This window comes from Enterobacter sp. RHBSTW-00901 (assembly GCF_014103115.1).
Lineage (GTDB): Bacteria > Pseudomonadota > Gammaproteobacteria > Enterobacterales > Enterobacteriaceae > Enterobacter > Enterobacter cloacae_P.
Genome location: NZ_JABXPB010000001.1, coordinates 4,238,687 through 4,262,486 on the forward strand (window position 1 = coordinate 4,238,687; position 23,800 = coordinate 4,262,486).

General features: G+C 52.3%; 19 protein-coding genes, 5 tRNA genes and 1 pseudogene. 20 read left to right on the forward strand and 5 right to left on the reverse strand.

Annotation, left to right across the window (positions count from 1 at the left end):
- The first annotated feature begins 141 nt into the window (after positions 1 to 141).
- The 18 genes and pseudogenes from mngA to HV318_RS20505 all read left to right on the forward strand — a co-directional run bounded on the left by mngA (position 142) and on the right by HV318_RS20505 (position 15,219).
- Positions 142 to 2,057 (forward strand): annotated as a pseudogene (gene mngA, locus HV318_RS20420) (PTS 2-O-a-mannosyl-D-glycerate transporter subunit IIABC).
- 23 nt (positions 2,058 to 2,080) lie between these two features.
- Positions 2,081 to 4,717 (forward strand): mannosylglycerate hydrolase, encoded by a 2,637-nt coding sequence (gene mngB, locus HV318_RS20425; RefSeq protein ID WP_182274155.1) that lies wholly within the window; start codon positions 2,081 to 2,083, stop codon positions 4,715 to 4,717.
- A 685-nt stretch (positions 4,718 to 5,402) separates the two neighbouring features.
- Entirely contained in the window at positions 5,403 to 6,971 is a 1,569-nt protein-coding gene (cydA, locus tag HV318_RS20430) for a cytochrome ubiquinol oxidase subunit I (protein WP_182274643.1), read from the forward strand.
- Positions 6,972 to 6,986: 15 nt separating this feature from the next.
- The gene (gene cydB / locus HV318_RS20435) at positions 6,987 to 8,126 is read left to right on the forward strand and encodes a cytochrome d ubiquinol oxidase subunit II (RefSeq protein ID WP_182274156.1); all 1,140 of its coding nucleotides are present in this window, start codon (positions 6,987 to 6,989) and stop codon (positions 8,124 to 8,126) included.
- A 14-nt stretch (positions 8,127 to 8,140) separates the two neighbouring features.
- Positions 8,141 to 8,254 carry a cytochrome bd-I oxidase subunit CydX gene (cydX, locus tag HV318_RS20440; protein WP_006177208.1) on the forward strand — a complete coding sequence of 38 codons (114 nt, stop codon included), beginning with the start codon at positions 8,141 to 8,143 and terminating at the stop codon, positions 8,252 to 8,254.
- The gene (gene ybgE / locus HV318_RS20445) at positions 8,254 to 8,544 is read left to right on the forward strand and encodes a cyd operon protein YbgE (RefSeq protein ID WP_182274157.1); all 291 of its coding nucleotides are present in this window, start codon (positions 8,254 to 8,256) and stop codon (positions 8,542 to 8,544) included. The genes cydX and ybgE overlap by 1 nt, the downstream gene beginning before the upstream one ends.
- A gap of 148 nt (positions 8,545 to 8,692) precedes the next feature.
- Positions 8,693 to 9,097 carry a tol-pal system-associated acyl-CoA thioesterase gene (gene ybgC / locus HV318_RS20450; protein WP_003858593.1) on the forward strand — a complete coding sequence of 135 codons (405 nt, stop codon included), beginning with the start codon at positions 8,693 to 8,695 and terminating at the stop codon, positions 9,095 to 9,097.
- The gene (gene tolQ / locus HV318_RS20455; protein ID WP_182274158.1) at positions 9,094 to 9,786 is read left to right on the forward strand and encodes a Tol-Pal system protein TolQ; all 693 of its coding nucleotides are present in this window, start codon (positions 9,094 to 9,096) and stop codon (positions 9,784 to 9,786) included. Before ybgC ends, tolQ begins: the two co-directional genes overlap by 4 nt.
- Positions 9,787 to 9,789: 3 nt before the next feature.
- Positions 9,790 to 10,218: a colicin uptake protein TolR gene (tolR, locus tag HV318_RS20460; RefSeq protein ID WP_181622709.1), complete on the forward strand. Its 429-nt coding sequence runs from the start codon at positions 9,790 to 9,792 to the stop codon at positions 10,216 to 10,218.
- Between the two features lie 28 nt (positions 10,219 to 10,246).
- On the forward strand, positions 10,247 to 11,584 hold the full coding sequence (gene tolA / locus HV318_RS20465; protein WP_182274159.1) for a cell envelope integrity protein TolA: 1,338 nt from the start codon (positions 10,247 to 10,249) through the stop codon (positions 11,582 to 11,584).
- A 134-nt stretch (positions 11,585 to 11,718) separates the two neighbouring features.
- Positions 11,719 to 13,011 carry a Tol-Pal system beta propeller repeat protein TolB gene (gene tolB, locus HV318_RS20470; RefSeq protein WP_182274644.1) on the forward strand — a complete coding sequence of 431 codons (1,293 nt, stop codon included), beginning with the start codon at positions 11,719 to 11,721 and terminating at the stop codon, positions 13,009 to 13,011.
- A gap of 35 nt (positions 13,012 to 13,046) precedes the next feature.
- Positions 13,047 to 13,568 carry a peptidoglycan-associated lipoprotein Pal gene (pal, locus tag HV318_RS20475; protein ID WP_003858578.1) on the forward strand — a complete coding sequence of 174 codons (522 nt, stop codon included), beginning with the start codon at positions 13,047 to 13,049 and terminating at the stop codon, positions 13,566 to 13,568.
- Between the two features lie 9 nt (positions 13,569 to 13,577).
- Positions 13,578 to 14,372 (forward strand): cell division protein CpoB, encoded by a 795-nt coding sequence (gene cpoB, locus HV318_RS20480; RefSeq protein ID WP_182274160.1) that lies wholly within the window; start codon positions 13,578 to 13,580, stop codon positions 14,370 to 14,372.
- Between the two features lie 161 nt (positions 14,373 to 14,533).
- Positions 14,534 to 14,609, forward strand: a tRNA-Lys gene (locus HV318_RS20485).
- 129 nt (positions 14,610 to 14,738) lie between these two features.
- Positions 14,739 to 14,814 (forward strand) — tRNA-Val (locus HV318_RS20490).
- A gap of 3 nt (positions 14,815 to 14,817) precedes the next feature.
- Positions 14,818 to 14,893, forward strand: a tRNA-Lys gene (locus HV318_RS20495).
- A 143-nt stretch (positions 14,894 to 15,036) separates the two neighbouring features.
- Positions 15,037 to 15,112: transfer RNA gene (locus HV318_RS20500), tRNA-Lys, on the forward strand.
- Positions 15,113 to 15,143: 31 nt separating this feature from the next.
- Positions 15,144 to 15,219: transfer RNA gene (locus HV318_RS20505), tRNA-Lys, on the forward strand.
- Between the two features lie 77 nt (positions 15,220 to 15,296).
- Here the strand turns inward: HV318_RS20505 and fucR are convergent.
- The 5 genes from fucR to fucP form a co-directional block, all read right to left on the reverse strand.
- Positions 15,297 to 16,019: an L-fucose operon activator gene (fucR, locus tag HV318_RS20510; RefSeq protein ID WP_182274645.1), complete on the reverse strand. Its 723-nt coding sequence runs from the start codon at positions 16,017 to 16,019 to the stop codon at positions 15,297 to 15,299.
- Positions 16,020 to 16,077: 58 nt separating this feature from the next.
- Positions 16,078 to 16,500, reverse strand: a complete 423-nt coding sequence (gene fucU, locus HV318_RS20515; protein ID WP_182274161.1) for an L-fucose mutarotase — start codon at positions 16,498 to 16,500, stop codon at positions 16,078 to 16,080.
- 1 nt (position 16,501) lies between these two features.
- Complete coding sequence (fucK, locus tag HV318_RS20520; RefSeq protein WP_182274162.1) at positions 16,502 to 17,920, reverse strand: L-fuculokinase; 1,419 nt, start codon at positions 17,918 to 17,920, stop codon at positions 16,502 to 16,504.
- A 103-nt stretch (positions 17,921 to 18,023) separates the two neighbouring features.
- Positions 18,024 to 19,799: an L-fucose isomerase gene (fucI, locus tag HV318_RS20525; RefSeq protein ID WP_182274163.1), complete on the reverse strand. Its 1,776-nt coding sequence runs from the start codon at positions 19,797 to 19,799 to the stop codon at positions 18,024 to 18,026.
- Between the two features lie 31 nt (positions 19,800 to 19,830).
- The gene (gene fucP / locus HV318_RS20530) at positions 19,831 to 21,141 is read right to left on the reverse strand and encodes an L-fucose:H+ symporter permease (RefSeq protein ID WP_182274164.1); all 1,311 of its coding nucleotides are present in this window, start codon (positions 21,139 to 21,141) and stop codon (positions 19,831 to 19,833) included.
- 552 nt (positions 21,142 to 21,693) lie between these two features.
- Here fucP and fucA point away from each other — a divergent pair.
- On the forward strand, positions 21,694 to 22,341 hold the full coding sequence (gene fucA, locus HV318_RS20535) for an L-fuculose-phosphate aldolase (protein WP_182274165.1): 648 nt from the start codon (positions 21,694 to 21,696) through the stop codon (positions 22,339 to 22,341).
- Positions 22,342 to 22,368: 27 nt separating this feature from the next.
- On the forward strand, positions 22,369 to 23,517 hold the full coding sequence (gene fucO / locus HV318_RS20540; RefSeq protein WP_182274166.1) for a lactaldehyde reductase: 1,149 nt from the start codon (positions 22,369 to 22,371) through the stop codon (positions 23,515 to 23,517).
- The last annotated feature ends 283 nt before the right edge of the window (positions 23,518 to 23,800 follow it).

Consider the following 23,800-nt stretch of genomic DNA (forward strand, 5'->3'; position numbering starts at 1 on the left):
AATTATGCCTTCACTCCATCATTTGTAAATAATACAATTTAGATACAAATTGTGATTGTTAGTGAAAATGATCACATAAATGTATTGTTTCGTCTGTCACAATCGCCCTCAGATAAAAACAACATAAGTGTGAGGATCCGTATGAACCTGACGACCCTGACCCATCCCGGCGCTGTCTGTGTGAAGGGGCACTATGGCAGCCGTGATGAGGCAATACGCCAGCTAACGATGCGACTGCTGGAGCTGGGAAAAATTACCGATGGTGATGAATTTTGGCAGAAGTCTTCCGTCGGGAATCGCTTGGCCCTACCGCACTGGGGGAAGGGCTGGCGGTACCACATGGCAAATCGCCCGTGGTGAAAGAGGCTGCCTTTGCGGTAGCAACGCTGGACGCGCCGCTTAAATGGGAAGGCGTGGATGGCCCTGAAGACGTTGAATTGATTTTCCTGCTTGCTATTCCACCTGCTGAAGCGGGTTCAACACATATACAGGTGTTAACGGAGCTGACTTCCCGGCTGGCTGATGACGCACTCCGGGCACGCGTGATGGCGGCGACGACGGCAGAAGCCCTGCTTGCTGCTCTGGACGAAACGTCACAGGTTGAGGAAGCGTCACCTCTGGTGGATGCGCCAACCCTTGTCTGTGTGACCGCCTGTCCGGCAGGGATTGCCCATACGTATATGGCTGCTGAATACCTCGAGAAAGCGGGACGTAAGCTGGGTGTAAACGTGGTGGTGGAAAAACAGGGGGCGAACGGTATTGAAGGTCGGTTAACGGCCTGGCAATTGCAGCATGCGCAAGCCTGTATTCTGGCTGCTGAAGTGGCGGTTAAAGAGAGCGAACGCTTCCAGGGGATCCCCACGCTTTCCGTACCGGTAGCGGAACCGCTTCGCCATGCTGAAGCCCTTATTGAGCGCGCTCTGGCATTGCAGCCTTCTCAGGATACTCGCCCTGTGCAGGCTCAGAACGGGGATAAAAAGAGCTTCAAAATAGAGCTTAAGCAGGCGCTACTGAGCGGTATCTCGTTTGCTGTACCGCTGATTGTGGCGGGAGGTACGGTGCTGGCTATCTCGGTACTGCTGGCGCAGATGCTGGGCTTACAGCATCTGTTCGATCAGGAAAACTCATGGCTGTGGATGTACCGCAAACTCGGCGGTGGCATGCTCGGCATTTTGATGGTGCCCGTGCTCGCCGCCTATACAGCTTACTCACTGGCGGATAAACCCGCCCTGGCTCCGGGGTTCGCCGCCGGTCTTGCCGCGAATATGATCGGCTCTGGTTTTTTGGGAGCGATCGCCGGCGGGTTGATTGCCGGCTACCTGATGCGCTGGGTGAAAAATCATATTCGTCTCAATAATCGCTATAACGGCTTTCTGACCTATTACCTCTATCCGGTTATTGGCGTGCTGGGGGCGGGCAGTCTGATGCTGTTTGTGATCGGTGAGCCCGTGGCGTGGATAAACAATTCACTTACCGCCTGGCTCAACGGACTGTCGGGGGCTAACGCGCTGCTGCTGGGGACGATTCTCGGCTTTATGTGTTCATTCGATCTGGGCGGGCCGGTCAACAAAGCGGCGTATGCATTCTGTCTGGGGGCGATGGCGAACGGTGTCTATGGGCCGTATGCCATTTTTGCCTCCGTCAAAATGGTGTCCGCCTTCACGGTGACCGCATCAACCCTGCTGGCTCCACATCTCTTCAAGCAGTTTGAAATCGAAACCGGTAAGTCAACGTGGTTGTTGGGGCTGGCGGGGATTACCGAAGGGGCGATCCCAATGGCTATTGAAGATCCGCTGCGGGTCATTGGTTCATTCGTATTGGGTTCAATGGTGACCGGTGCGATTGTCGGTGCAATGGGCATCGGGTTGTCCACGCCGGGAGCGGGCATTTTCTCCCTCTTCTTGCTCCATCATAGCGGAATGGGTGGCATCACGGCGGCAGTGGGCTGGTTTGGGGCTGCGCTGGTGGGGACCGCCATCTCGACACTCATTTTACTTTTCTGGCGACGTCAGGCGGTAAAGCGCGGCAAATACGTCATTGAAGACGCCATGCCATAAACACGCACAAACAGGAAACGAAGATGAAAGCTGTATCTCGCGTTCATATTACACCGCATATGCACTGGGACCGTGAGTGGTATTTCACCACTGAAGCGTCGCGCATTCTCCTTGTCAATAATATGGAGGAGATCCTCACCCGTCTTGAGCAGGATGACGCATACAAATACTACGTCCTCGACGGGCAGACGGCGGTTCTGGAAGATTACTTCGCGGTGAAACCAGAAAACCGGCCCCGGGTGAAGGCACTGGTTGAGGCCGGGAAACTGATTATTGGCCCCTGGTATACCCAGACGGACACCACAATTGTTTCTGGCGAGTCGATTGTTCGCAACCTGATGTATGGCATCCGCGACTGTATGGCATTGGGCGAGCCGATGAAGATTGGCTACCTGCCGGATTCGTTCGGCATGTCCGGGCAACTTCCGCACATTTATAACGGTTTTGGTATTACGCGAGCCATGTTCTGGCGCGGTTGTTCAGAGCGTCACGGGACAGATAAAACGGAGTTTTTATGGCAGAGTGCGGATGGCAGTGAGGTCACGAAACAGGTACTGCCGTTAGGTTACGCGATTGGTAAGTACTTACCGGAGGATGAAGAAGGGTTACGAAAACGGCTCGACAGTTACTTCGGGGTGCTGGAAAAAGCCTCCGTCACGAAGGAGATATTGTTGCCCAACGGTCACGACCAGATGCCGCTGCAGCAAAACATTTTCGCAGTGATGGATAAGCTTCGTGAAATTTATCCGCAGCGTAAATTTGTGATGAGCCGGTTTGAGGAAGTCTTTGAACATATTGAAGCACACCGTGAAGAACTGGCGACGCTGAAAGGGGAGTTTATCGACGGTAAATACATGCGTGTGCACCGGACGATAGGCTCCACGCGGATGGACATTAAAATTGCGCATGCCCGCATAGAGAACAAAATCGTTAATGTCCTGGAGCCGCTGGCAACGCTTGCCTGGACGCTGGGGTTTGAATACCACCACGGCCTGCTGGAAAAAATGTGGAAAGAGATCCTGAAAAATCACGCCCACGACAGCATTGGCTGCTGCTGTAGCGACAAGGTGCATCGCGAAATCCTCTCGCGTTTCGAGCTGGCTGAGGATATGGCCGATAACCTGACGCATTTTTATATGCGCAAGATTGTCGACAACATGCCGCAAAGCGATGCAGACAAACTGGTGATGTTCAACCTGATGCCCTGGCCGCGTGACGAGGTGATTAACACGACGATCCGCCTGCGTGCCAGCCAGTTCCGCCTGGTGGATGATAAAGGCAACGACGTTCCGTATTTCATTCGCCACGCCCGCGAACTTGACCCGGGGCTGATTGACAGGCAGATCGTCCATTACGGGAATTATGAGCCGTTTATGGCGTTCGATATCCAGCTCAGTCAGAACCTGCCATCAATGGGCTACCGCACGCTGTATATCGAACCGCATATCGCGGGTGACGCGCTTCCGCCAACGAAAACAACAGAGGCATTGCTGGAAAATGCCTTCTGGCAGATAAGCCTGAACGGTGACGGAACGCTGCGTCTGCACGATAAAGCGTCAGGTCTTATCTATGACCGCGTGCTGGAAATTGAAGAGAGTTCCGATGATGGTGATGAGTATGACTATTCTCCGTCGCGAGAGGAGTGGCGGCTCACTTCAGTGCAAGGCGAGCATGACGTTGAGGTTACTCATGAAGGCTGGCAGAGCAGGGTGCTGATCCGTCATCGAATGGCGGTTCCGGCAAACCTCACCGAACGTTCGGCACGCCAGCAAAACGGTCTTCTCACTGCTGAAATGGCGGTGACGCTCAGCCATAACAGCCGGCGTATTGATGTGGAGGTTCGGCTGGATAATCAGGCTGACGATCATCGCCTCCGTGTACTGATCCCCACGCCGTTTAATACGGAAGCGGTGTTAGCCGATACGCAGTTTGGCTCGCTGACGCGCCCTGTGTGGGATGAGGCCATGACGAACTGGCAGGAAGAGGGGTGGAAGGAAGCGCCACTGCCGGTCTGGAATCTCCTCAACTACGCCGTACTCCAGGAAAAGCATCATGGAATGGCGTTGTTCACTGAGGGACTGCGGGAATTTGAAGTTATCGGTGACGCTCATAAAACATTTGCCCTGACGCTTCTGCGCGGAGTGGGGGTTCTCGGGAAGGAGGATTTACTCCTGCGGCCGGGAAGACCATCTGGTATCAAGATGCCCGTACCGGACTCGCAGGTTCGTGGCCAGCTTGACTGCCGTTTTAGCCTCTATAGTTTTAGCGGATCGCCTGACGATGCCGGTGTTGCCCAGCAGGCGAAGGCATGGCTTACCCCGGTTCACTGCTATAACAAAATCCCCTGGGATGCGATGAAACTTAACCGCGCTGCGTTCAGGACGCCGGAGAGCTACAGCCTGTTAACGTTGCCACCGACAGGTTGTATGTTGAGTGCATTGAAAAAGTCAGAAGACGGCGAAGCCCTTATCCTTCGCCTGTTCAATCCATCGGAGTCGACCTCTTACGATGCCACTTTAGCGGTAAACCGGACGATTAAAGGGTGCCACGAAACCGACATGAATGAACGCACTAAAGAGGGCGGGCATGACGAAAAAGGCATCGTGGGGGCATTTCGCCCGGGGCAGTCGCGTACCTTTAGTATTCAGATAGAGGGGTAACATTCCACACGTTCAAAAGACCGCAGACATTGCGGTCTTTTGTTTCATCGAATAGTCACAAAGCGGTGTTAATTTTGTGGTTGGTAAAGGTAAATTAAATGTAATTGCGAAGAGTTACAGTAAAGCAATGGAAAAATACTGTGAGGTGGCTATCATTATATGTTTACCTGCATGTGAAACTGCATTGTCCTTTCTCGTTAATTAAAATCACTTCTGTTCATATTATTCCCTGCATTTGATAACCATCAATACCTCGTGATGTACATGTCATTAACATGATTTTCACCATTCGTACTGCAATTAAACATGGTTAACAATGGTGATTGTTTTTGATTTAAATCAATGTTTAATCCTTGGAAAAAGATACCAAAAGACGTTAAATTGTCCCCGATCAAAATGGCTGAAAAGTGGTAGTTTTGCTATAAATTGATCACCGTCGAAAAACGTAAAAGTGATTCAATAAAAACCTGTTTATTGTAAGGGTTTTGCAGCGTATTATATTTGCGGGATCAATTTGGGTTTTTTATTAACGTATTTGTAACTTTTCATCACTGCTTTTTCCTCCTGTAGAGAATAAGCAACGAAGAAGGGAAGCAGATAATTTTGTATTGGGGCATGTGTGTGGATCCGTCGTATCTAACGGCGTCCACTCTCGGAGTCTTCATGCGATGAGCAAGGAGTCATGATGTTAGATATAGTCGAACTGTCGCGCTTACAGTTTGCCTTGACCGCGATGTACCACTTCCTGTTTGTGCCACTGACGCTCGGTATGGCGTTCCTGCTGGCCATCATGGAAACGGTCTACGTCCTCTCCGGCAAACAGATTTATAAAGATATGACCAAGTTCTGGGGCAAGTTGTTTGGTATCAACTTTGCACTGGGCGTGGCAACCGGTTTGACCATGGAGTTCCAGTTCGGGACTAACTGGTCTTACTATTCCCACTATGTAGGGGATATCTTCGGTGCGCCGCTGGCCATTGAAGGTCTGATGGCCTTCTTCCTCGAATCCACCTTTGTAGGTCTGTTCTTCTTCGGTTGGGACCGTCTGGGTAAAGTCCAGCATATGGCGGTAACCTGGCTGGTGGCATTAGGTTCTAACCTGTCCGCGCTGTGGATCCTGGTGGCGAACGGCTGGATGCAGAACCCGATCGCGTCTGATTTCAACTTCGAAACCATGCGTATGGAGATGGTCAGCTTTGCCGAGCTGGTACTGAACCCGGTCGCACAGGTTAAATTCGTTCACACTGTAGCATCTGGTTATGTGTGTGGTGCGATGTTCATTCTGGGCATCAGCTCCTACTATATGCTGCGTGGTCGTGACTTCGCTTTCGCTAAACGTTCCTTCGCCATCGCGGCAAGCTTCGGCATGGCAGCGATTCTGTCCGTTATCGTTCTGGGTGATGAATCCGGTTACGAAATGGGTGACGTGCAGAAAACCAAGCTGGCGGCTATCGAAGCTGAGTGGGAAACGCAACCGGCTCCGGCTGCCTTTACTCTGTTCGGTATTCCGGATCAGGATGCGCAGCAAAACCACTTCTCCATCCAGATCCCTTACGCGCTCGGCATCATTGCTACTCGCTCCGTCGACAAACAGGTGACTGGCCTGAAAGAACTGATGGTGCAGCATGAAGGCCGTATCCGTAACGGTATGAAAGCTTATGCGTTGCTGGAACAACTGCGTGCCGGTTCTACCGACCAGGCGGTTCGCGATCAGTTTAATAACGTGAAGAAAGACCTGGGTTACGGTCTGCTGCTGAAACGCTATACCCCGAACGTCTCCGACGCGACGGAAGCACAGATTCAGATGGCAACCAAAGACTCCATTCCACGCGTTGCGCCGTTGTACTTCGCCTTCCGTATCATGGTGGGCTGCGGCATCCTGATGTTGCTGATCATTGCAGCGTCCTTCTGGTCTGTTATTCGTAACCGCGTTGGTCAGAAAAAATGGCTGCTGCGTACCGCGTTGTACGGTATTCCACTGCCGTGGATTGCTATCGAATCCGGTTGGTTCGTGGCGGAATATGGCCGTCAGCCGTGGGCGATAGGTGAGGTGCTGCCAACAGCGGTCGCGAACTCTACCCTGACAGCGGGCGATCTGATCTTCTCCATGCTGCTGATTTGTGGTCTGTACACCCTGTTCCTGGTGGCTGAACTGTTCCTGATGTTCAAGTTCGCGCGCCTTGGCCCAAGCAGCCTGAAAACCGGTCGCTATCACTACGAGCAGTCCGGTGCGACTACTCAGCCGGCACGCTAAGACAGGAGTCATCAAATGATCGATTATGAAGTATTGCGTTTTATCTGGTGGCTGCTGGTCGGTATCCTGCTGATCGGTTTTGCGGTCACGGATGGTTTCGACATGGGGGTGGGCATGCTCACCCGTTTCCTCGGTCGTAATGACACCGAGCGTCGAATCATGATCAACTCCATCGCCCCACACTGGGACGGTAACCAGGTGTGGCTGATCACCGCAGGCGGCGCACTGTTTGCTGCCTGGCCGATGGTCTACGCGGCTGCGTTCTCCGGTTTCTACGTGGCGATGATTCTGGTGCTGGCGTCTTTATTCTTCCGTCCGGTTGGTTTCGACTACCGTTCCAAGATTGAAGACACCCGCTGGCGCAACATGTGGGACTGGGGCATCTTCATTGGTAGCTTCGTTCCACCTCTGGTGATTGGCGTGGCGTTCGGTAACCTGCTGCAGGGCGTACCGTTCCACATCGACGATTACATGCGTCTTTACTACACCGGTAACTTCTTCCAGCTGCTGAACCCGTTTGGTCTGCTGGCAGGCGTAGTGAGTGTGGCGATGATCATTACCCAGGGCGCGACCTATCTGCAGATGCGTACTGTGGGTGAACTGCACCTGCGTTCTCGCACGACAGCTCAGGTTGCTGCTCTGGTAACGCTGGTCTGCTTCGCACTGGCTGGCGTTTGGGTGATGTACGGTATTGATGGTTACGTAGTGACGTCTGCTATCAACCACGCTGCACCGTCTAACCCGCTGACCAAAGAAGTGGCTCGTCAGGCTGGTGCATGGCTGGTGAACTTCAACAATACTCCTGCGCTGTGGGCTATCCCGGCACTGGGTGTATTGCTGCCACTGCTGACGGTGCTGACGTCTCGTCTGGAAAAAGGCGCACTGGCGTTCGTGTTCTCTTCACTGACGCTGGCGTGCATCATCCTGACTGCGGGTATTGCTATGTTCCCATTCGTGATGCCATCCAGCACCATGATGAATGCTAGCCTGACCATGTGGGATGCAACCTCCAGCCAGCTGACGCTGAACCTGATGACATATGTGGCTTGTGTACTCGTACCGATTATCCTGCTCTACACCACCTGGTGTTACTGGAAAATGTTCGGTCGTATCACCAAAGAACATATCGAAAGCAACACCCACTCTATGTACTAAGTAAGGAGCTGAATATGTGGTATTTCGCATGGATTTTAGGGACGCTTCTTGCCTGTGCCTTTGGTGTCATCACCGCACTGGCGCTTGAGCACGTTGAAGCGTCCAAAGCGGGTGAAGAAAAACACTAATGAAAATTATCGCGATGCTTTACGCGGTAATGGATAAGCGCCCGTTAAGGGCGCTTTCTTTAGTGATGGCATTACTGCTGGCAGGCTGTATCTTCTGGGACCCGTCGCGCTTCGCGGCAAAGACCAGCGAGCTTGAGATCTGGCACGGCTTCCTCATTATGTGGGCGGTGTGTGCTGGCGTCATTCACGGCGTGGGCTTTCGTCCGAAAGCACTTCACTGGCAGGGTCTTTTTTGCCCGCTGCTCGCCGATCTGGTTCTTCTCGCCGGTTTGATTTTCTTCTTCTTCTGAATAAGAAATGTCCGTTAATGATATGGGCTTACCCGAGCCCATAAAAATTTACTCTCCGTTTACTTTCTCCCATTCCAAACCATCTTTCCCGCGCGTATAGTAGCGAAGTTTAAAAGAGTTAACTTTTGTTGCATTACCGGGATGTAAAGTGAATACAACGCTGTTTCGATGGCCGGTTCGTGTCTATTACGAAGATACTGACGCCGGTGGTGTGGTTTACCACGCCAGCTACGTTGCTTTTTATGAACGGGCACGCACAGAGATGCTGCGCCATCATCACTTTAGCCAACAGGTACTGTTGGCTGAGCGAGTTGCCTTTGTGGTACGCAAGATGACGCTTGAGTATTTTGCGCCTGCCAGACTCGACGATATGCTCGAAGTCCAAACTGAAATTACATCAATGCGCGGAACCTCACTGGTTTTCACGCAGCGGATAGTCAATGCAGAGAACACCGTACTGAACTCAGCTGAAGTACTGATTGTTTGTGTTGATCCAACCATAATGAAGCCTCGTGCGCTTCCTAAGTCTATTGTCGCGGAGTTTAAGCAGTGACTGACATGAATATCCTTGATTTGTTCCTGAAGGCTAGCCTTCTGGTTAAACTTATCATGTTGATTTTGATTGGTTTTTCAATCGCATCCTGGGCTATCATCATCCAGAGAACACGTATCCTCAATGCAGCAGGCCGTGAGGCGGAAGCGTTTGAAGATAAGTTCTGGTCAGGTATCGAACTTTCTCGTTTGTACCAGGAAAGCCAGGGACGCCGTGAGAACCTCGCAGGCTCCGAGCAAATTTTCTACAGCGGTTTCAAAGAGTTTGCCCGTCTGCATCGTGCTAACAGCCATGCGCCGGAAGCGGTCGTTGAAGGTGCATCGCGTGCGATGCGCATTTCCATGAACCGCGAGCTGGAAAATCTTGAAACGCATATTCCTTTCCTGGGTACCGTAGGTTCCATCAGCCCATACATCGGTCTGTTTGGTACGGTATGGGGGATCATGCACGCCTTTATCGCGCTGGGTGCGGTGAAGCAGGCGACGTTGCAGATGGTGGCACCGGGTATTGCAGAAGCACTGATTGCAACGGCAATCGGTCTGTTTGCTGCAATTCCGGCAGTAATGGCTTACAACCGTCTGAACCAGCGTGTGAACAAACTGGAACTGAACTACGACAACTTTATGGAAGAGTTCACCGCGATTCTGCACCGTCAGGCGTTTACCAGCACCGAGAGCAACAAGGGGTAAACCATGGCCAGAACGCGTGGACGGGGGCGTCGCGAGCTCAAGTCCGAAATCAATATCGTTCCGCTGCTGGACGTACTGCTGGTACTGCTGCTGATCTTTATGGCGACAGCGCCCATCATTACCCAGAGCGTGGAAGTTGATCTGCCGGATGCGACAGAATCACAGGCGGTAAGCACCAATGACGACCCTCCAGTCATCATTGAGGTTTCCGGCGTAGGGCAATACAGCGTGGTGGTAGAGAAAGATCGTATGGATCAGCTACCACCTGAGCAGGTTATTGCTGAAGCGCAACGACGCCTGGAGTCAAATCCGAAAACGGTCTTCTTAATCGGTGGCGCGAAAGACGTACCATACGATGAAATTATTAAAGCGCTGAACTTGCTACATAGTGCGGGTGTTAAGTCAGTTGGCTTAATGACTCAGCCTATTTGATCATCTGCGTAGTTTTTGGGAACCGATAGTGTCAAAGGCAACCGAACAGAACGACAAGCTTAAGCGAGCGATAATCGTCTCCGCAGTGCTGCACGTTATTCTTTTTGCAGCACTGATCTGGAGTTCGTTCGACGAGCATATCGATGCATCAGCGGGCGGCGGTGGAGGTTCTTCCATCGACGCCGTGATGGTGGATCCCGGTGCGGTAGTGCAGAACTATAATCGTCAGCAGCAGCAGAAAGCGAGTGCAAAACGAGCTGAAGAGCAGCGTGAGAAACAGGCGCAACAGCAAGCGGATGAACTGCGTGAAAAGCAGGCCGCCGAGCAAGAGCGTCTGAAGCAGCTTGAGAAAGAACGTTTGCAGGCGCAGGAAGCTGCAAAAGAGCAGGCGGAACAGCAGAAGCAGGCTGAAGAGGCCGCGAAGAAAGCACAGGAACAGCAAAAGCAGGCGGAAGAAGCGGCTGCAAAAGCTGCAGCGGACGCGAAAGCACAGGCTGATGCCCAGGCTAAATTAGCGGCAGAATCGGCGAAAAAAGCGGCTGCCGATGCTCAGAAGAAAGCTGAAGCGGAAGCAGCGAAGAAAGCCGCTGCCGACGCTCAGAAGAAAACTGAAGCAGAAGTAGCGAAGAAAGCGGCTGCCGATGCTCAGAAAAAAGCCGAAGCGGAAGCAGCGAAGAAAGCGGCTGCGGATGCTGAGAAGAAAGCTGAAGCAGAAGCCGCGAAGAAAGCTGCTCAGGAAGCTGAGAAGAAAGCAGCTGCTGATGCTGCGAAGAAAGCCGCTGCTGCAGAGAAAGCTGCTGCTGAAAAAGCGGCTGCCGCTGAAAAAGCCGCAGCAGACAAAAAAGCTGCCGCTGAGAAAGCTGCTGCGGATAAGAAAGCTGCAGCAGAGAAAGCCGCTGCCGATAAGAAAGCTGCCGCTGATAAAGCCGCCGCGAAAAAGGCTGCAGCCGCTGAGAAAGCTGCCGCGGCTGCAGGCGTTGACGATCTACTTGGCGACTTGAGTGCTGGTAAGAATGCGCCGAAAGGTACTACCAGTGGTAGCGCTGGTGGGGCATCTCCTGCTAAAGGAAGTAAACAAGGGCAGGGTGGTGCATCACAGGCCGAGATTGCTTCGTATATTTCACAGGTGCAGGCAGCTATTCGTGGTCATCTGTATGACTGGGAAACCTATAAAGGCAAGACCTGTACTTTGCGTGTAAATATAAGTTCTGACGGCAGCATACTTAGCGTGAAGCCGGAAGGTGGGGATGACGCATTCTGTCAGCAGATGTTATCTGCAACCAGCAGAATGACGAAATTCCCGAAACCACCGTCTCAGGCTGTGTATGAAACATTCAAAAATGCACCGCTGGACTTCAAACCTTAAGTTACATTTTCCCCGTGCAAACGGGGAAATTTAGACCAGGTTTAGTCACAGGGTTCTGGTAGTTTTGTCTATTTGAGTTTGTTAACATTCTGCTAAATTATCGTGGGTAAGGTTACCTGGATAAGGGAGATATGATGAAGCAGGCATTACGTGTAGCATTTGGTTTCTTAATGCTGTGGGCAGCTGTGCTGCACGCAGAGGTACGTATCGAGATCACCCAGGGGGTGGACTCCGCGCGTCCAATCGGTGTTGTTCCGTTCCAGTGGGCTGGCCCAGGTGCTGCACCTGAAGATGCGGGTGGCATCGTTGCAGCTGACCTGCGTAACAGCGGTAAATTCAACCCATTAGATCGTTCTCGTCTGCCACAGCAGCCGGGCAGCGCGCAGGAGGTACAGCCTGCCGCATGGTCTGCGCTGGGTATTGATGCCGTGGTGGTGGGTCAGGTTACCCCTAACCCAGACGGTTCTTTCAACGTTGCATGGCAGCTGGTTGATACCGGCGGCGCACCGGGCACCGTTCTGGCACAGAACTCTTACAAGGTCACTAAACAGTACCTGCGCTACGCGGCTCACGCTGCCAGCGACGCGGTATTCGAAAAACTGACCAGCATTAAAGGCGCATTCCGTACCCGTATCGCCTATGTGGTGCAGACCAACGGCGGTCAGTTCCCGTATGAGCTGCGTGTGTCTGACTACGACGGTTACAACCAGTTCCTGGTGAAACGTTCTTCTCAGCCGCTGATGTCTCCAGCCTGGTCACCGGATGGTTCCAAACTGGCCTATGTTACCTTCGAAAGCGGTCGTTCTGCGCTGGTTATCCAGACGCTGGCTAACGGTGCTGTTCGTCAGGTCGCTTCGTTCCCACGTCACAACGGTGCTCCATCGTTCTCTCCGGACGGTTCTAAGCTGGCATTTGCCCTGTCTAAAACCGGTAGCCTGAACCTGTACGTGATGGATGTCGGTTCTGGTCAAATTCGCCAGGTGACTGATGGTCGTAGCAACAACACTGAACCAAGCTGGTTCCCGGACAGCCAGAACCTGGCATTTACTTCTGACCAGGCCGGCCGTCCACAAATCTATAAAGTGAATATCAACGGCGGTGCTCCGCAACGTATTAGCTGGGAAGGTACGCAGAACCAGAACGCAGACGTGAGCAGCGACGGTAAATTTATGGTAATGGTTAGCTCCAACGGTGGGCAGCAGCACATTGCCAAACAAGATCTGGTAGCGGGTGGCGTGCAGGTTCTGTCGTCAACGTTCCTGGATGAAACGCCAAGTCTGGCACCTAACGGCACGATGGTAATCTACAGCTCTTCTCAGGGGATGGGATCTGTGCTGAATCTGGTTTCTACAGATGGGCGTTTCAAAGCGCGTATTCCGGCAACTGATGGACAGGTAAAATCACCTGCCTGGTCGCCGTATCTGTAAATAATAATTAATTGATTACTAAAGGAATCATAGAAATGCAACTGAACAAAGTGCTGAAGGGGCTGATGATCGCTCTGCCTGTAATGGCAATCGCAGCGTGTTCTTCTAACAAGAACGCAAGCAATGACCAGAGCGGCGAAGGCATGATGGGTGCCGGCACCGGTATGGACGCTAACGGCAATGGCAACATGTCTTCTGAAGAGCAAGCGCGTCTTCAGATGCAGCAGCTGCAGCAGAACAACATCGTTTACTTCGATCTGGATAAATACGACATCCGTTCTGACTTCGCTGCGATGCTGGATGCTCACGCTAACTTCCTGCGTAGCAACCCATCTTACAAAGTCACCGTAGAAGGTCATGCGGACGAACGTGGTACTCCAGAGTACAACATCTCCCTGGGTGAGCGTCGTGCTAACGCCGTTAAGATGTACCTGCAGGGTAAAGGCGTTTCTGCTGACCAGATCTCCATCGTTTCTTACGGTAAAGAAAAACCTGCAGTACTGGGTCACGACGAAGCGGCTTACTCCAAAAACCGTCGTGCCGTACTGGTTTACTAAGAGAATTGCATGAGCAGTAACTTCAGACATCATCTGTTGAGTCTGTCGTTACTGGTTGGAATAGCGGCCCCCTGGGCCGCTTTTGCTCAGGCACCAATCAGTAGTGTCGGCTCAGGCTCGGTAGAAGACCGGGTCACTCAACTCGAGCGTATTTCTAACGCTCACAGCCAGCTTTTAACTCAACTCCAGCAGCAACTTTCCGATAACCAAAACGATATTGACTCTCTCCGTGGCCAGATTCAGGAAAGCCAATATCAGCTTAACCAGGTTATGGATCGTCAGAAGCAAATTTTGCAGCAGATAGATAGCCTGAGCAGCGGCGGTGCTGCAGCGCAGCCAGCAGCGGGCGATCAGAGCGGTGCGGCGACAGCAACACCTGCTCCGGCAGACAATGCTTCGGCTTCGACAGGTGCGCCTGTACAGAGCGGTGACGCCAATACGGATTACAATGCAGCTATTGCCCTGGTGCAGGATAAATCTCGTCAGGAAGACGCTCTCGTTGCGTTCCAGAACTTCGTTAAGAAATACCCTGATTCCACTTATCTGCCCAATGCGAACTATTGGTTGGGTCAGTTGAATTACAACAAGGGTAAGAAGGACGATGCGGCGTTTTATTTTGCCTCTGTGGTGAAAAATTACCCAAAATCGCCAAAAGCGCCTGATGCGATGTTTAAGGTCGGCGTGATCATGCAGGACAAAGGTGACACTGCGAAAGCCAAAGCGGTTTATCAGCAAGTCGTCACAAAATTCCCTGGCACCGAAGGTGCTAAACAGGCGCAAAAACGTCTGAGTTCGATGGGATGATTATCGCATGACCAGAAATCGCGTTATTTCTGGTCGTGCAGCATGATTCGTAAGCAGTTAAGTGATCTTCATCGAAATTTTTGTTGCGCAGAATTCTTAAATCAGTAATATATGCCGCCGTTGCCACGGGATATCAAACAACGTGAAAACAGCGTAAAAGTGGGTCGTTAGCTCAGTTGGTAGAGCAGTTGACTTTTAATCAATTGGTCGCAGGTTCGAATCCTGCACGACCCACCAATAAGTTAGGTGGATAGTAATAGCTTAACGTGAAGGATAACGTTGCTTTAGCAACGGCCCGTAGGGCGAGGCGAAAGCCGAGTCATCCTGCACGACCCACCACTTAACGCATTACCGGCAGTACAGAGTGGGTGATTAGCTCAGTTGGTAGAGCACCTCCTTTACACGGAGGGGGTCGGCGGTTCGAGCCCGTCATCACCCACCACTCGGGTCGTTAGCTCAGTTGGTAGAGCAGTTGACTTTTAATCAATTGGTCGCAGGTTCGAATCCTGCACGACCCACCAATTTTAATGTCTTACTCAGATGTTAAACGTGAAGGATAACGTTGCTTCAGCAACGGCCCGAAGGGCGAGGCAAAGCCGAGTCATCCTGCACGACCCACCAATTTATATTGGTTCCGAGTGAATATTCAGGCTAACACCCAGATGGGTCGTTAGCTCAGTTGGTAGAGCAGTTGACTTTTAATCAATTGGTCGCAGGTTCGAATCCTGCACGACCCACCAGCCTGAATAAATTTGAAGTACATCCCGCAAGGGGTCGTTAGCTCAGTTGGTAGAGCAGTTGACTTTTAATCAATTGGTCGCAGGTTCGAATCCTGCACGACCCACCAATGTAAAAAAGCGCCCTAAAGGCGCTTTTTTGCTATCTGCGATATAGATGATTCGAACCTGCGGCAGGTCTGAGCCCTTAACTCCCTATGTTAAACAGCTTTGTATCAGACACAATATGTGTCACTTCATCCAGATGTCCAAAACGAGCCTCCCCCGAACGATTAAACTTACTTTTATCAACCAGCAATAAAGACTGAGATGCGTACTTAAGCAGCAGCGATTTGAAGCTGGCATTGACCATATTGGAATCCCACAACCCTCCGTGGCTGTCTATCCCTTCGCAGGAAAAAATAAACAGGTCGATCTCCAGCGACTTGAGCTGTGAAATCAGCGAGGGATTGACGTAGCAACCGTATTTACGTTCGAGCTTACCGCCGGAACTGATGAGCTGAATCTGTTCACGTTTACCCAACTCCAGGCAGATTGGGTGGCTGTTGGTAAAAACCTGAAGATCGATGTCCGGCAACTGCCGTGCCAGATACCAGCAGGTCGAACTGGCGTCTAAGGCTATGACCATCCCGGCATCGATCCAGGCCAGCGCTTCTCTGGCGATATCGGCCTTATGTGCAAAGTGGCTCTTTAGACGCATATGGAAAGGGTCACCACAGTCCTGGTTTTCCCGATGAATGTATTTAGCCCGGCCGTGGTTGCGCAGAACTTTCCCCTGAATCTGTAGTTCGCTGAGATCGCGGCGAATGGTCTCTTTGCTGACGTGAAGCTGGGCGGCTAAGGCTTCCGTCGTCAGGCTTTTATGCTGGATCAGCAGGTTTACTATCGCTTGCTGGCGTGCCGCTTTCATCTTTTCTCGCCCCATCATTCGATACGCGCCCGCGTCAGGCGAGCGCACCAGCATGAGATTATGGCGTCACTCCTTTTTTTAAAAGAATATTCCCGTACTTAGCACACTCACCTGTGATAACGATCGCAAAGGTTTTTCGCGCGCGTTCGTAAAACGCGTAGCGGTCAATGCGGATGATCTCCGGGCAAGGGGATTGCAGAGAAAGCGCATCGCGATAGCGAGCTTCGACGGTGGGGTCGAGGGAATCACCCTCTACTGCGGCCATCATCACCAGCGGCGGCGCGTAGCAGTCGAGTTCAAACAGCGGAATGATTGCCTGCAGCAGGTCACTGACCTTCAGCCCATCAGCGCGAATAACCTGCGGTCCCATGCTGTGAGCGGGGAAGTGGGCATCAGAAAAAATAATCTCATCGCCGTGGCCCATCCCGGCCAACACTTTCAGCAGTTCTGGGGAAATCAATGGTGAAATCGTTTTTAGCATCTCAAACGCCCTCAATCAGTTCGGGTTCAGTTTGTGGATAGAAGTAGCGGTACTGATAGTTCACCTGCGCTCTGGCCTGTTCCGGGCTGGTAAATTCGCCAATGCCGTACCAGCCAAACATAGCTGCGCCAGCCACTGTGGTTTCGGCGTCGTCGAGTACCTTGATGGGAATATCGAGCATATTGGCTTTTATCTGGTTCCACAGCGTGTTGCGGCTACCGCCGCCGACCAGCAGCAGTTCGGTCGTGTTGAAGTGGCCGATTGCCTCCAGCGTACGCAGATTCTGCGCCAGCTGTCTGGTGAGACCTTCCAGAGCAGCACGATAAAAGTGGCCTCGCGTGGTGTTGAGCGTGACGCCCTGCCAGCCTGCATTCTGGCAGGCGAGGAGATCGCAGTGCATTTTCACGCCCTCGGCCCCTTCGGGAATGAGGCGAGCAGCTTCAATCAGCGTTTGCCAGGGCGTCTCTTCCGTCCACAGTAGTTTGCGCACCCATTCGAGCACACCTGATGCCAGCCACTGCATGCCGGGGTTATACAGGTCAGGCTGGCTGTCCAGCTCGCACGTTGAACCAGCGTAGTGGCTGAGCAGCGGTGTATCGACCTGCGCGCTGCGTACCATCAGGATCTCCCACGTCCCGGATGAGAGCACGGGTTCATCCTGTCTGGCACCTGCACCAAATAGGGCAAACTGGGTATCGTGTCCGGCTGAAATGACCGGGATCCCGGTGGGGAGGCCAAGCAGACGGGCAGCCTCTGGTTGTAACGCCCCGATTAGCTCGCCAGCTTCGACCAGACGTGGAAACAGTCGGCGCGTCAAACCGGCAGCCTGCAAAATTTCGCCGCTGAAATCACGCCGCTGAATATCCAGCATCTGGCTGGTTCCCGCCATAGTCATGTCGGTGGTGAATTCCCCGGTCAGGCGGTGGTTAATCAGCGAAGAAATAAACAGCCAGGCATGTGCCTGTTCCAACAGCTGTGGATGATTTTCTTTTAGCCACACTAGCTTATAGAGGGTGTTGAAGCCAAATGCACCGACACCGGAAATGTCCTGAAGCCGCTGAGGTGACAGCAATCGGTCGATATTTTTCATCACTTCGGCAGTGCGTGGACATTTCCAGCTGATGATCGGGTAGAGCAGCTTGCCGCGCTCATCGACCAGTGCGCCGTCGACGCCGAAAGTGGTCACCGTTACGCCGCGAATGCGACAGTTTGCCAGTTCCGTCGTCAGCGTTCGGCAGCAGTCTGCGAAGCGCTGCATAATGGCATCCAGAGACCACTGATGCCAGGCGCTATTCTCTACGGCGATTTCGCTGGCATTTGCCGTGGCGGCGCGGGCGACAATTTTGCCATGACGGTCAACGGCAATGGCCCGGATGTTGGTCGCACCACAGTCGAGAACCAGAATAACATCTTGTTTCATAACAACTCCTGAAACGTTGCCGGATAACGCTGCGCTTATCCGGCCTACTATTCGGTATTTTGTCGGCCCGGTAAGCTTGCGCTCCCAGGCAAAGACGTCGGGATTAACGTTTGTACAGTGGACCGTAGTTTTGGCAGGCGCGGTAATCCTGACCTTCGCTATCCATTCCGTGCGCGGCCCAGGAGGAAGGGCGATAAACCTTCGATTCTTCCACGTTATGCATGCAGACCGGAATACGTAGCATTGATGCCAGGGTGATGAAGTCGGAGCCGACGTGGCCGATGGTCAGTACGCCGTGGTTTGCCCCCCAGTTAGCCATCACGGAATAAACATCGGTAAATGGCCCTTTACCGGTCAACCGCGGTGCAAACCAGGTCGTCGGCCAGGTTGAGTTGGTACGGGCGTCGAGCTGGTCGTGCATCTCTTTCGGTAATTCTATGCTCCATCCTTCTGCAATCTGCAGCACCGGACCAAGGCCTTTAATGATATTCACGCGGGTCATGGTGAATGGCACGCCGCCTTCGGTCAGGAAGCGGGAGGAAAAGCCGCCGCCGCGGAAGTATTCGTGGATCGCCGGGCACCATTCGGTGGCTGCCAGGCAGGCATCAGCCTCCTGCTGGCTGATTTCCCAGTGTGGCTTCATCGTTGGTTTACCATCGCTGCCGCGCTGTTTGCACGAGCCGTCCAGTGCCGCAGAGCCGGAGTTAATCAGGTGGATAATACCGTGTTCGGCCAGCCCACTGAGTGGTTGCCCGGTCACGCGTTCTACCGCTTCCGGAGACCAGTAGGTGCGCACGTCGGCGAACACCTGCGCGGTGCCGGTCAACTGGTGGCCCATCAGCATCGCCACGCCGTTGAGACTGTCGTTTTCGGTTGCGACGATAAAGGGTTCACGCACGCCGTTCCAGTCAAAGGAGCTGTTGAGCAGCGCTTCAGCAGTATCGCCATTAGGGTATTGATCGGTCCAGTGGCGCTGACCCTGGAAGCCTGCCGCAATGGCGTTGTAGCCCAGGGACTCTTCAACCAGCCCTTTTTCCGCCAGCTTTTGATTACCCTGCATCATGTCGCGAATACACATCGCCATCAGCAGGCTCTCTTTCAGCACCTCACGGCTCTGCGCTTCATTGCGCTTATACTGCTGAGCGTTCTGGTCTTCGCCGTAGCGGAAGTTTTGGTCCGCCCACGCCAGCGCCATTTCCAGCTCGGTTTCATCGTAGATTTTCTGGTCAATACGGCGGCGCAGTTCGGTCATATCGACCGCTTGTACCTTCATGCCCAGCCAGGATTCGAAGAAGTTGTGGTCGACGATGGAACCGGCAATCCCCATTGAAACGCCGCCAACGGAGAGATAGCTCTTCCCCTTCATGCTGGCGACGGCTAAACCAGCACGCGCAAAGCGCAGCAGTTTTTCTTCAACGTCAGCAGGAATTGAGGTGTCGTCAGCGTCCTGTACATCATGACCATAGATAGAGAAGGCTGGAATGCCTTTCTGGCTGTGCGCGGCCAGCGCGGCGGCGAGATAAACGGCACCCGGACGTTCGGTTCCGTTAAAGCCCCAGATGGCTTTCGGGCGCATCGGATCCATATCGATCGTTTCGCTACCGTAGCACCAGCATGGTGTCACGGTGATGGTCACACCGACGTTCTGGCTGCTGAATTTTTCTTCACAGGAGGCTGATTCGGCCATCCCGGCAATACAGCTATCGGCGATGACGCATTCAACTTGCGCGCCGCTGGCGTGACGAAGCTTTTCGGTGAGCAGCGCGGCGGTAGCCTTCGCCATGTTCATGGTCTGCTCTTCCAGCGACTCACGAACCCCCATACGACGACCATCAATCACCGGACGAATACCAATTTTCGGTAAGCTGATTTTTTTCATTACAGAATCCTCACGTTATTCGGAAAAATGTTCAATTTGTTGCCGTCTGCGAACGGAAACGGGCAAAGATGAAGATGACGGCAAAGCATACGGCTGGAACCAGCTCGGCTGCTGGAATATTGCCTGCGGCATCGCTGACGAAGCCCATGACGGGCGTCACAATGCCGCCGCCGATAATCGTCATGACGATGAAGGACGAGCCGTATTTGGTGTCCTGACCCAGATTCTTGATCCCTAAAGAGAAGATGGTCGGGTACTGAATCGACATGAACGTGCTGCACAGCGTCAGCGCCAGCAGGCCGAAATGGCCGCCTGTGAAGGCAGAAATCAGGCATAGTAGCATGGCGAGCAGAGCATAGGCTGCCAGCACTTTATGCGGTGCGAAGCGGCGGATAAGCCAGGTACCGGTAAAGCGACCGATAAAGAAGCACACCATGGTGCCGGTCAGGTAGTTGGCGGCGAACCCAGGCGTCATGCCAGGGATCTCTTCAATGGCGTAGCGAATCAGATAGCTCCAGCAGGCGGTTTGTGCGCCGACGTAGCAGAACTGTGCCAGCACCGCCCAGCGCCAGTGGCGGATGCGCACCAGACGAGAAAGGGATGAGGCGAATGAGCTCTGTGTGCTGTCGGTATGATCGTCACTCTGTAGGGTCGGGAATTTAGTCAACATAATCAGCAGGGCGACCAGCAATACAATTGCCACGATGATCATGTAAGGCGTTTGTACGGATAGCACCAGACTGTGCTTATAGGTGCTCAGTTGTTCTGGCGACATTTTATCGAGCACATCCTGAGATTGATGTGGCACGTTAGACAAAATAAGACTTTGTCCAAATACGACAGCGATAATAGCGCCAAAGGAGTTAAATGTTTGTGCCAGATTAAGACGGAAATGACCACCACTCTCAGGGCCTAATACGGTTACAAACGGATTAGCAGCGGTTTCAAGACAGCCTAATCCTGCAGCGATAATAAACAGACCGATCAGGAACAGGGTATAGTTCATGACTTCTGCGGCAGGCCAGAATAATGCAGCACCAAAAGCATATAAGAATAACCCGGTAATAATACCTGCTTTATAGCTCATCTTTTTCATCAGTATTCCTGCTGGCACAGGAATGACGAAGTAGCCGAAATAAAATGCAGATTGAATCAGACCTGCCTGAAAGTTAGTCAGGGTAAAGGCTTGCTGAAACTGGGGTAATAAAATGTCATTCAGGTTATTAGCGACTGCCCAAAGAAAAAATAGTGAGCAAAGTAACGCAAAAGGAATAATGTAACGCTGGGCTTGTCCGGTATTTTCCGTACGAAAACTCTGCGTTTGTATTGTTGTGTTTCCCATAACATCCTCGTTGGTTCAGAAGCGTCAGAGTGTGGCCATTCTTGCTTATCAGACCGTAAAAAAAGAAGAGTTCTTTTTTCTTACTCGCCTAAATCTGGCGGTCGGAATGAACTCATGAATTCATTTTCGAGTAAAAAAGGTCATTTAATATGATGGCGGTCACACTTAACGACAAAGCGGTATTTTTATGTGATTGCTGTCACTTTAATTTATGAAAAACAATGCCCGTTTGAGTAAATAAATATTAAAAACAACAAAGAGGATGCCCGATTTAATTTATTGCTGCGAAAACGGGCATTTTCCACAGGTGAACAGATAAAATGCCCGTTTCGTTAAATATTATTAAGAGCGGTCATTTTTCATGAAATGAATCAGGCGGATGAAGAGTGATTATCTGTAATTAATTGATGATGATCACAAAATAAAGTTACAAAAATTTCTTTATGATTATTCAATATGAAGATGGTGAGCAAATACACGATTAGCGATTAATTCAACAGAACAAGATGAGTTGTTCTGTTGGTGTTATTGAATCATCAAGAGAGGTAACAAATGGAACGAAATACACTGGCTCGGCAGATTATTGATACCTGCCTGGAGATGACCCGACTGGGTCTGAATCAGGGAACAGCTGGCAACGTTAGCGTGCGCTATCAGGGGGGGATACTGATCACACCAACGGGTATTCCCTATGAAAAACTGACCGAGTCACACATCGTTTATATTGATGCCGATGGTCAGCATGAGCAGGGAAAACTGCCGTCCAGTGAGTGGCGTTTCCATATGACTGCCTACCAGACGCGCCCGGATGCCAATGCGGTGGTGCATAACCATGCGGTGCACTGTACTGCCGTGTCTATCCTGAATCGTGCTATCCCGGCTATTCATTACATGATTGCCGCCGCCGGGGGCAATTCTATTCCCTGTGCGCCGTATGCCACGTTTGGCACGCGCGAGCTGTCAGAATATGTGGCCGTCGTCCTCAGGAACCGCAAAGCGACGTTGTTGCAGCATCACGGTTTAATCGCCTGCGAAGAAAATCTGGAAAAGGCGCTGTGGCTGGCGCATGAGGTTGAGGTATTGGCTCAGCTTTATCTTAGTACGCTGGCGATTACCGATCCGGTGCCGGTGCTTGATGATGAGGCTATCGCCATCGTGCTGGAAAAATTCAAAACCTATGGGCTGCGTATTGAAGAGTGATATCGCAACGCGAACAGGAGAACGGCAATGGCGAACAGAATGATTCTGAATGAAACGGCCTGGTTTGGCCGGGGTGCGGTAGCGGCACTTTGCGATGAAGTAAAACGCAGGGGCTACCATAAAGCGCTGATTATCACTGATAAAACGCTGGTGCAGTGCGGCGTGGTAGCGAAGGTTACGGATAAAATGGACGAGGTGGGCCTGGTCTGGGATATCTACTCTGGGGTGCTTCCTAATCCGACGATCGGTATCGTGAAAGAGGGGTTGGAGGTTTTTCAGCACAGCGGCGCAGATTATCTTATCGCCATCGGTGGCGGGTCGCCGCAGGATACCTGTAAGGCGATTGGTATTATCAGCAATAACCCGGAGTTTGCGGATGTTCGCAGTCTGGAAGGACTGTCGCCAACGCGTAAACCCAGCGTTCCCGTTCTGGCAATTCCCACCACGGCGGGAACGGCGGCGGAAGTGACCATTAACTATGTGATCACTGATGAAGAGAAGCGGCGTAAATTTGTTTGCGTCGATCCACATGACATTCCGCAGGTCGCTTTTATCGATGCCGACATGATGGACGGGATGCCGCCGTCGCTGAAAGCGGCAACCGGTGTGGATGCGCTGACCCATGCGATTGAAGGCTATACCACCCGTGGTGCGTGGGCCTTAACAGATGCGTTACACATCAAGGCCATTGAGATTATTGCCGGGGCGCTGCGCGATTCAGTGGCGGGTGAACGGGATGCCGGAGAGGCAATGGCGCTGGGTCAGTATGTTGCCGGGATGGGTTTTTCCAACGTTGGATTGGGGCTGGTTCATGGCATGGCGCACCCGCTGGGGGCATTCTATAACACCCCGCACGGCGTGGCGAATGCCATATTGTTGCCGCATGTCATGCGCTACAATGCCGAATATACTGGCGATAAGTTCCGCGATATTGCGCGAGCGATGGGCGTGAAGGTGGAAGGCCTGACCCTTGTTGATGCACGTAATGCGGCGGTTAATGCCGTCTTTGCGCTCAATCGTGACGTGGGTATTCCCCTCCACCTGCGTGACGTAGGGGTACGTAAAGAGGACATTTTGGGGCTGGCACAGGCGGCGTTTAATGATGTATGTACCGGCGGTAACCCACGGGAAGCGAGTTTCAACGATATTATCGAACTGTATCATACAGCCTGGTAGGTTCTGGTAAGGTCGTTCAGCACGGTGCTCTGCACCGTCCGCGTTAATATCAGAGGGGGAGTGTCGTAAGGCATTCCCCAACGGTCGATCAGTACGTTTAATTTTATTTTTTTACCTTCCAGGTCAGGCAAAGCTGCTACCCGACAAATGCTCATCGCACCTATTTCCGGTGACTTTTCACCTCATATCCGCTATCTTGTTTAGTATACAAAACACAATTGCCGTCGGTTTTGCTATGTCATGCAAAAGAAAGGCAATATTGTTAAGCCAGTAAAACGAGATG